Here is a 9,503-nt window from a genome sequence, read left to right on the forward strand (position 1 = left end):
TTTTTACGAAAATAAAAACGATGTATCGGATGAGGCAATTTGCGCCCTGAATGCATCGCGTTTCGTTTTCCGGGGAACTTGAAGGGGGAAAAGTGGAGCCGACTGTCGGGATCGAACCGACGACCTGCTGATTACAAGTCAACCGCTCTAGCCAGCTGAGCTAAGTCGGCACCGGATAAAACTAATATAGTCCGCAATGGCCCGCTTGACAAATCGTTTCCCGGTAAAAAATGCGGTTTTTCCTTGATTTTTTCCAAAAAAATGGTACATTTACTCTTCCGTATATGTTTTAATTTCAACTTCTGCGGGACCTTTCACGGAATATGGCTGAGGAAACAACCGTACAATACGACGGCAGTGCAATCAAAACCCTTTCGGCGCTGGAACACATCCGGCTCCGGCCCGGTATGTACATCGGGCGCATGGGCGACGGTTCGCATCCCGACGACGGGATCTACATCCTCATCAAGGAGATCATCGACAACAGCATCGACGAGTTCATCATGGGCCACGGCAAACGGATCGAACTCGCCATCGACGATCACTGCGTCTCCATCCGCGACTTCGGCCGCGGCATTCCGCTCGACAAGGTGGTCGAATGCGTCTCTGTGATGAATACCGGCGGCAAATACAACGACGACGTCTTCAAGTTCTCCATCGGCCTCAACGGCGTCGGTACCAAGGCGGTCAACGCCCTTTCGGAATCCTTCCTCGTGCGTTCCATCCGCGACGGCCGGTTCCACGAGGCGCGCTTCGAACGCGGGGTGCTGACCGGCGAGGAGACCGGGGATTCCTCCGAGAAGAACGGCACGTTTGTCCGCTTCGTCCCCGATGCGCAGCTCTTCCCCAACTACGGATTCAAGCTCGAATACATCGAGAAACGGCTCTGGATGTACGCCTATCTCAACAGCGGGCTCTCACTCTATTTCAACGGGCAGCGCTACTATTCCGCCAACGGCCTGCAGGATCTGCTCGAATCCGAGACCGGCGAGGAGCGGCTTTACAACATCATCGCCTACCGCTCCAAGACGATCGAATTCGCGCTCACCCACAGCGACAACTACGGCGAAACCAGTTTCAGTTTCGTCAACGGGCAGTACACCAACGACGGCGGCACCCACCTCTCGGCGTTCAAGGAGGGGGTGCTCAAGGGGATCAACGAGTTCTCCGGCAAGAACTACAAGGCCGATGAGATCCGCGACGGCATGATCGGCGCGATCGCGATTAAGGTCAAGGATCCGGTCTTCGAGTCGCAGACCAAGAACAAGCTCGGCAACACCGATGTGCGCGGCCCCATCGTCGCGGCGGTGCGCGACGCCGTCGTCGATTACCTCCACAAGAACCGCGAAGTTGCCGAAATCCTGCTCGACAAGGTCGCCCGCAACGAACAGATGCACCGCCAGATTCAGGAGGTCAAGAAGAAGGGGCGCGAAACCCAGCAGAAGACCCGGTTGCGCATTCCCAAGCTCAAGGACTGCAAGTTCCACATCGGCGACAAATGGCCGCGGCAGCTGGAGAAACGCGACACGATGATCTTCCTCACCGAGGGGGATTCGGCGGCCGGTTCGCTCGAGGTCTGCCGCGACGTCAACTGTCAGGCGATCTTCGCGCTGCGCGGCAAGCCGATGAACTGCTACGGCGAAAAGTTCGACAAGATCTACAGCAACGAGGAGCTGACCTTTCTGATGCAGGCGCTCGGCATCGAGGACGACATCGAGAATCTCCGCTACGACAAGGTGGTGATCGCGACCGATGCCGATGTCGACGGGCTGCACATCCGCAATCTGCTCATTACCTATTTTCTCTGCTTTTTCGAACAGCTGGTGCTCTCCGGCCACCTCTACGTGCTGGAGACGCCGCTCTTCCGCGTGCAGAAGCCGAAGGAGAAGCCGGTCTACTGCTACAGCGAGGCCGAACGGGATTCCGCCGCCGCGAAGCTCGGGAAGAAGGCGGAGATCACCCGATTCAAGGGGCTGGGGGAGATTTCGCCGAAGGAGTTCGGCCAGTTCATCGGCGAGGAGATCAAACTTCAGCCGGTCACGCTTGAGAACATGCGCAACGTGCCCGAGCTGCTCGGCTTCTTCATGGGCAGCAACACCCCGAAGCGCCGCGAATATATCATGAACAACCTGGAAGTGCATAAATATGAGTGAGGAAACGGAGAAGCCTGAACTTGACGCTCCGGTTCCCGCCGAACCGGAAGAGGCGCAGGGGAACGGCGAAGCGGGCGAAGGCGAGAACGGCAGTGTCGCCGCCGAACGTTACCGCGGCAACAACGACTATTTCCGGATGATGATGGACCGGAACTTCCTGGAATACGCGAGCTACGTCATCAAGGACCGCGCCATTCCGGATGTTGACGACGGTCTCAAGCCGGTGCAGCGCCGGGTGCTCTGGGCGCTCTATCAGGTGTACGACGGGCGCACCCACAAGGTGGCGAACATCGTCGGCAACACGATGCACTTTCATCCGCACGGCAACGCGTCGATCGAAGATGCGCTGGTGGTGCTTGCCAACAAGGAGTATTACATCACCCGGCAGGGGAATTTCGGCAACATCCTGACCGGCAGTCCGGCGGCGGCGGGGCGGTACATCGAGTGCAGTCTTTCGCCGCTCGGGCATGAGGTATTGTTCAACAACGACATCACCGAATTCGTCGACACCTACGACGGGCGGGGGATCGAGCCGGTGGTGCTTCCGGCGAAGGTGCCGTCGCTCCTGATGCTCGGCAGCGACGGCATCGCGGTCGGCATGGCGACGAAGATCATGCCGCACAACTTCAACGAACTGCTCGAGGCGGAGATCGCGGAGCTGCGGGGCGAACCCTTCCAGCTCTACCCGGATTTCCAGCAGGGCGGGCTGATGGATGTGCGCGAATACAACGACGGCAACGGCAAGATTACGCTGCGGGCGAAGATCGAAATCGTCGGCCGCGACCTCATCATCCGCGAAATTCCGGCCACCACCACCACCGAGACGCTGGTGGCGTCGATCGAGAAGGCGGCCGAGAAGAACAAGATCAAGATTTCGAGCGTCAACGACTACACCACCGACAAGGTGGAGATCAAGGTGGTGCCGACCCGCGGATACGATCCGGAGAAGACGATGCAGGGGCTGTACATGTACACCGACTGCTCGGTTTCGATTTCGGTGAACATGACGGTGATCCGCGAGAGCCGCCCGGTGCAGATGAGCGTGTCGGAGGTGCTCCGGCGCAATACCGCGAAACTGCTGGAGCATCTGAAGCGGGAGCTGGAGATCGATCTGGAGCGTCAGGAGGCGCTCTTCCACGCTAAGACGCTGGCGCAGATCTTCTTCGAGAACCGCATCTACAAGAAGATCGAGGAGTGCAAGAGCCAGGAGGAGGAGTACGCCGAGGTGCACGCCGGGCTGGCCCCCTTCCGCGACATGCTGCGGCGCGACGTCACCGACGAGGATATCGACAAACTGCTCGCCCTGCCGGTGCGCCGGATCAGCCGGTTCGACATCGAGAAGAACCAGCGCGAACTGGCCGAGGTGCTGGCGAAGATGGAGGAGATCAAGCGCAACCTCGGCAACCTCAAGGGGTATGCGATCCGGTATCTGAAGGGGCTGATCGCGAAGTACGGCAGGGAGTTCCCGCGCCGCACCGAGATCGAACACTTCGAGAAGATCGACCGCCGCGAGGCGGCGCTCAACAACATCAAGGTCGGCTGGGATCGCAAGAACGGCTACATCGGCACCTCGATCAAGAGCGACGACATCGTCGCCTGCAACGAGTTCGACCGCTTCCTCTGCGTCGAAAAGAGCGGCGCCTACAAGGTGATTGCGCTGCCGCCGGAGAAGCTCTTCATCGGGAAATTGTACGACTTCCGCAAATATGATGAAACCACGGTGTTCGGTGTGATCTACCGCGAGGTGAAGTCGGGCAAATACTACGGCAAACGCAGTGCGATCGGCGGATTCATCCTCGATAAGGAGTACGCGCTCTGTCCGCCCGGCTGCCGGCTGGAACTGCTGACTCCGCGTGCGGATGCGATCTATCTGCTGACTGAGACCGGGGCGCGCAACCGCCAGACCCAGCGCGAGATCAATCTGATGGAGCTGCCGGTGCGCAGCCCGAAGGCGCGCGGACTTTTGATCGGTTCGAAGCCGATTGTCAAGATCACTCATTCGCGTTATCTTACGCCCGAGGAGCTGGAAGCGTTCCGGGTTGCCGAATCCGTTGAAGAGGCGGAACCGGCCGAGGGAGAAAACGAAACCACGCCGGAAGTTCCTGCGGTGGAGGCCGTTCAGGACGCGGTTCCGGCGGAGGCTCCGGCGGCTCCGAAGAAGAGAGCGGTGAAACCGTCACCGGAATCCGCCGTAAAAGCGGAGCCGGAGCCGGAACCCGTACCGGAACCCGCCAAGGAGCCGGAACCGGAACCCGTGGTGGAGCCGGAACCCGTTGCGGAACCGGAACCCGTGGTGGAACCGGAACCCGTTGCGGAGTCGGAATCCGTTGCGGGACCGGAATCGGAACCCGCCGAGAAATCGGAACCGGAACCGGAACCGGAACCGAAGTCGGAACCCGCCGAGAAATCGGAACCCGTGGCGGAGCCGGAACCCGTACCGGAAATTCCGGAAGAAAAAGGGGAAAATCCGGCTCCGGTGACAGACGAGGATGCCCCCCCCTGGCGTACCGATGAGGAAACCACGGCGACGGAGGCTGTGCCGGAACCGGCTCCGGCAACATCGACGGCTTCCGGAGAGGCCGGAGAAGCTCTGGTGCTGGACGATACGCCGTTGCGGCCGCGCCGGTCGCGTCGGCCGCGGGAGAAGGCTCCGGCGGCCGAGCCGGCTCCGCCGCCACCCCCGCCGGACGATGAGGATTTCGGCATGGTGCAGCCGGAGTTTGGATTTTAAATTTCAGGAGAGAAAATATGGCATTTCTGCAGTGTTCTTTTCATTCGGATGTTCTCGGGCGGGCCTGTTCGATGAACGTCATTCTGCCGCAGAAGGTGACGACCCAGATCGGCATGACCAGTTCCGGCGGCGGAAATCGCCGCTACCCGGTGCTCTATCTGCTGCACGGACTGAGCGACGACCACACCATCTGGTCGCGCCGGACCTCGATTGAGCGGTATGCCGCCGAATATGAACTGGCGGTGGTCATGCCGGATGGCGAACGCGGATTCTACACCGATATGATGCAGGGGCCGCGCTACTGGACCATGCTCACCGAAGAGCTGCCGGCGATCGCCGCTTCGTTTTTCCCGATCAGCACCCGGCGGGAGGATACCTATGTCGCCGGGCTGTCGATGGGCGGTTACGGGGCGCTCAAGTGCGCACTCCGGCTGCCGGAGCGTTATGCCGCGGCCGTCGCGCTCTCCTCGGTGGCGGATGTTCGTTCCTGGTTGGAGACCTGCCGGATGAACCGGGAGGAGGCGACGCAGATTTTCGGCACGGTGAAGGATCTGATTCCAGGTCGCAACGATCTCTTCGCCCTCGCGGAGGAGACGGTGAAGCTGGCCTCGCCGCCGCGGCTGATGATGGTCTGCGGCACCGAGGATGGATTGCTCAAAGCCAACCGGGCGCTCCGGGCGCATCTGGAGTCGTTGCATTATCCGGGATTCCGTTACGAGGAGGGGCCGGGCGCCCATTCGTGGGAATTCTGGGATCACTGGATCGTCGAGGGGCTGAAGTTTCTGATGGAAGGGCGGTCCGATGTCCGCTGAACCGGTTCCATCGGTGGAGGATTTCCGCCATGTTTCCCCGCTCCGGCGCGCCTGGGTGCTCTTCTGGGCCTACGTCAGGATCACCTCGCTGGTGATCGGCGGCGGCTATGCGATCATCGCGGCGGCGCAGGATGAATTTGTCCGGCGGCGCAAATGGCTCACCGAGGACGATGTGCTCGAAATGATCACCATCACCCAGACGGTGCCGGGAATTCTCGCCACCAATTCGGCGATCTACGTCGGCTGGCGGATCGGCGGATATGCCGGTGCGTTCGCCGCCATGATCGGTTCGATTCTGCCGTCGCTGGTCATCATCATTTTGATTGCGGCGGGCATTTCCAGCATTCAGAGCACGATCGACACTCCGGCGGTGCAGGGGGCGTTCAAGGGGATCATCGGCTGTATCGTCGGCATGGTGATCGTCACTGCGCTCAAGATGCGGCGCAAGGCGGTGGTCAACCCCTTCGGCTGGATTGTCGCCTGCGGTTGCTTCCTCGGGCTGACCGTATTCAAAGTGGGACCGGCGTGGCTGATTGTCTGCTCCATTGCCGCCGGTCTGGCGAAGGTGGCTGTGGACCGGATTGTCGCCCGCGGCCGTGCGAAACAGGAGGCGGAACGATGATCTCGCTTTTCGGTCTTTACTGGGTTTTCTTCAAGTTCGGACTGCTCTGCTTCGGCGGCGGTTACATGCTGGTGCCGCTGCTCACCGCTGAACTGGTCGGGCCGGGGAAGCCGCTCGCACCGGAGGAGTTCGCCAATCTGCTTTCGATTGCGCAGGCGACGCCCGGGCCGATCGGCATCAACACCGCCACCTACGTCGGGTATACGCAGCACGGCGTGGTGGGGGCGGTCCTCGCCACGCTGGGCATGATTACGCCGGCGATGATTCTGGTGATTCTGGCGATCCGTCTGCTGAAGCGTTGGGAGTCGAGCCTGGCGGTGCAGGGGTTTCTCACCGGGATGCGTCCGGCCTCCTTCGGCCTGATCCTTTCGGCGGCGGTGATCTTCGCGGAGCTCTCGGTTTTCACCGGTGAGATTCCGTGGGGAAAACTGCTGGAGGGGGGCTTCTGGGGCGAGATCGGAATCCGCCCGGCGGCGCTGTTGATCGCGGCGGCCACCACGGTGATCATGCTCCGGACGAAGATCTCTTTCATGTATCTGTTGCTTCCGTCTGCCGTGCTCGGCGCATTTTTCTGCCGCTGACCGGGATGGAAAAAGAGAACCGGGCCATTACATTTTGCTGATATTTCGCCGGTTCGGCTGAAATCTGATTTGAAAAATCGGCATTTTGGTGTATAAGTGTATACTATCGTATCCGTGTTCCGGCGGTCTCTTCCGGGGGCGGATGAAGTGAAATGCATCATGACGGCGCGGCCGGCGGGCCGGCCGTTTTCAACCTCAAGGGGAGAATAGAAGAAATGAGACAGAATCGATGGATGGTGTCGTTGTTCGCCGCCGGTGCGGTGGCGTTTTCCGCCGGTGCCGCGGAGGCGGCCAAGCCGGCTCCGGCCAAGGCGGCTCCGGCCGCGGAGGCGAAAAAGGCTCCGGAAGATGTCTGGAAGCTGATTCCGGATACCGTTGCGGAAGTGGACGGCAAGAGCGTCAGCAAGGATGAATTCGTGAAGTTCCTGCTCAAGAGCATTCCGGACGGCAAGATTCCGGAAGGTCTGACGGCGGAGATGATCCGCAAGGAGGCTCCGGGGCTGGTCAAGCAGATGGTGCTGGACCGTCTGATCTCGGCGCAGGTGGAGAAGGCGGGGATCAAATCCTCGTATGAGATGGCCAAGGCCAAGCTCAATGAGCGGTTCAAGTCGTTCGATCCGCAGCAGCTTGAGATGATCAAGATGCAGATGGCGCAGTCCGGCAAGGATTTCGACAAGCTGCTCGACGAGCAGGCGAAGAATCCGCAGATCCAGAAGGATGTCGCCATCGGCGAATTCCTCGAGAAGAACGTGATGAAGACGGTGAAGGTCACCGATGAAGAGGTCCGGAAGTACTACGAGGACAACAAGGCCACGCAGTTCACCGAACCGGCCGACCAGCCGGATATGGTCCGCGCCTCGCACATCCTCATCATGGCGGAAGAGGGCAAGGCGAAGCCGGAGGAGATGAAGGCCGCGCTGGACAAGGCGACCAAGATCATGGCGGATCTGAAGAAGAATCCGGAGAAGTTCGAGGAGGTTGCCAAGGCGGAAAGTCAGTGCCCGAGCTCCCGGCAGGGCGGTTCGCTCGGCGCGTTCGGCAAGGGCCAGATGGTGCCGGAGTTTGAAAAGGCCGCCTTCGAACTGAAGGAAGGGGAACTCACCGGCCCGGTCAAGACCAAGTTCGGCTATCATATCATCCGCCGCGATGCGGCCAAGGGGCCGACGGTGATGCCGTTTGAGACGGTGAAGCCGCAGCTGACCAAGTTCCTCGAGAGCCGCAAGCAGCAGCAGGCCTTCCTGGACTACATCAAGAAGCTGGAGACGGAACACAAGGTCAAGTACACGATGCCGCTGGAAGTTCCCCAGCTCCCCGGTGCCGCGACGGCGCCGGCGGCGAAGTAAGGCGAGTGTTCGGAATCGGCCGGTGGAAGTGAAATTCCGCCGGCCGTTTTGGTTATTCCGCTCCGGTTCCGGGGCGGGCGGGGAAATGACGGGGAAATTGGGATCATGAGAGCTGGGGCGGTGATTGTACTGATTGCGGCGGCGTTTTGCGCGGTTGCCGCGGCGCCGGCGAAACCGGCGCAGAACAGCGGCAAGACAAAGCCTGCGGCGGCGAAACCGGCTGCGCCTGCTCCGGATCTCAGCCGCGATCCGGTCTGGGGGCAGTTTCCGGCGGTGATGGCGGAGTATCGCGGGGGCAAGGTGACCCGCGAGGAGTTTGTCCGCTACGCGCAGGCCGCCCAGCCGAACCCGAAGAAATGGAGCCGGGCCTCCGCCGCCCGGACCGCTCCCGGGCTGCTCAAGGGGATGATCGACGAGCGGCTGTTTGCGGAGGCGCAGAAAAAGGCCGGATACCTTCCGTCGGCGGAGCGGACCCGGGCGATGCTCCGGGAGAAATACGCCGCACTGCCCGAAGAGACTGTCAAGGCGATTGCGCTCGAGGTGATGCGCAAAGAGAAGAGTTTCGACCAGTTTCTCGACCGAATCAGTCGCAATCCGGGGATCCAGAAACAGGCGGCCGCCCACGCGTTTTTCCGTCAGGAAGTGCTGGCGAAGGCGAATCTGAAGATCACCGACCAGGAGGCGCGCAACTTCTACAACTCCAACCGCTGGGGGTTCCGGTTCAGCGATTCGTCCCGTTCGGTGCGGACCACGCAGATCATGCTCGACGCGCGCACGAAGCAGGAGAAACAGGCGGCCCGCAGTGAGATGATGAAGTTTGCGCGGGAACTCAAAAAGAATCCGGGGCGCTTCAACGCGCTGGCCGCCACCTGCGCTCTGCGCCCGGACGGGCGGCTCTCCGGCCCGGTCGCTCCGTTTGAGCCGAACCGGAAACAGATTTACGCCGCTTATGAGAAGGCGGCGGTGAAACTCCGTCCGGGGGAGATCACGCCGGAGCCGGTCGAGACCGAGGCGGGAATTCACCTGATCCGGCGCGACGCGGTGCAGGGGAACCGCCAGCACAGCTACGAAGAGGTGCGGGAGGAGCTGATGGCCTACCTGCGCGAGCGGCGGGAGTACGAAGTGCTGGCAAACTACCTCTCCGGTCTGGAGAAGGCCGCCGGGGTGAAATTTCACATCGCCATGCCGGAATTCAACTGACGCCTGCCGGCCCCCGTATCCTTTCCCGACGAAAGAGTTGCCGAGCGAAATTTTTTTTATT

At 61.0% G+C, this 9,503-nt stretch carries 7 protein-coding genes and 1 tRNA gene; 7 read left to right on the forward strand and 1 reads right to left on the reverse strand.

The window, feature by feature from the left end; translation table 11 throughout:
* Positions 1-93: 93 nt before the first annotated feature.
* Positions 94-170: transfer RNA gene (locus ACMLHG_RS04485), tRNA-Thr, on the reverse strand.
* A 153-nt stretch (positions 171-323) separates the two neighbouring features.
* On the opposite strand from ACMLHG_RS04485, the gene ACMLHG_RS04490 reads away from it, so the two are divergent.
* From ACMLHG_RS04490 to ACMLHG_RS04520, 7 genes are all read left to right on the forward strand, one after another.
* Positions 324-2,153 carry a DNA topoisomerase IV subunit B gene (locus ACMLHG_RS04490; protein WP_294436262.1) on the forward strand — a complete coding sequence of 610 codons (1,830 nt, stop codon included), beginning with the start codon at positions 324-326 and terminating at the stop codon, positions 2,151-2,153.
* On the forward strand, positions 2,146-4,884 hold the full coding sequence (locus ACMLHG_RS04495; RefSeq protein WP_417169698.1) for a DNA topoisomerase IV subunit A: 2,739 nt from the start codon (positions 2,146-2,148) through the stop codon (positions 4,882-4,884). Before ACMLHG_RS04490 ends, ACMLHG_RS04495 begins: the two co-directional genes overlap by 8 nt.
* A 17-nt stretch (positions 4,885-4,901) precedes the next feature.
* The gene (locus ACMLHG_RS04500) at positions 4,902-5,696 is read left to right on the forward strand and encodes an alpha/beta hydrolase (protein ID WP_417169699.1); all 795 of its coding nucleotides are present in this window, start codon (positions 4,902-4,904) and stop codon (positions 5,694-5,696) included.
* Complete coding sequence (locus ACMLHG_RS04505) at positions 5,686-6,318, forward strand: chromate transporter (protein ID WP_295809946.1); 633 nt, start codon at positions 5,686-5,688, stop codon at positions 6,316-6,318. The genes ACMLHG_RS04500 and ACMLHG_RS04505 overlap by 11 nt, the downstream gene beginning before the upstream one ends.
* Positions 6,315-6,899 carry a chromate transporter gene (locus tag ACMLHG_RS04510; protein ID WP_417169700.1) on the forward strand — a complete coding sequence of 195 codons (585 nt, stop codon included), beginning with the start codon at positions 6,315-6,317 and terminating at the stop codon, positions 6,897-6,899. Before ACMLHG_RS04505 ends, ACMLHG_RS04510 begins: the two co-directional genes overlap by 4 nt.
* Before the next feature lie 215 nt (positions 6,900-7,114).
* Positions 7,115-8,242: a peptidylprolyl isomerase gene (locus ACMLHG_RS04515; RefSeq protein ID WP_294436257.1), complete on the forward strand. Its 1,128-nt coding sequence runs from the start codon at positions 7,115-7,117 to the stop codon at positions 8,240-8,242.
* Between the two features lie 105 nt (positions 8,243-8,347).
* Positions 8,348-9,442 carry a peptidylprolyl isomerase gene (locus ACMLHG_RS04520; RefSeq protein WP_417169701.1) on the forward strand — a complete coding sequence of 365 codons (1,095 nt, stop codon included), beginning with the start codon at positions 8,348-8,350 and terminating at the stop codon, positions 9,440-9,442.
* Positions 9,443-9,503: the final 61 nt, after the last annotated feature.

The sequence above is a fragment of the Victivallis sp. genome (genome assembly GCF_048170485.1).
GTDB lineage: Bacteria > Verrucomicrobiota > Lentisphaeria > Victivallales > Victivallaceae > Victivallis.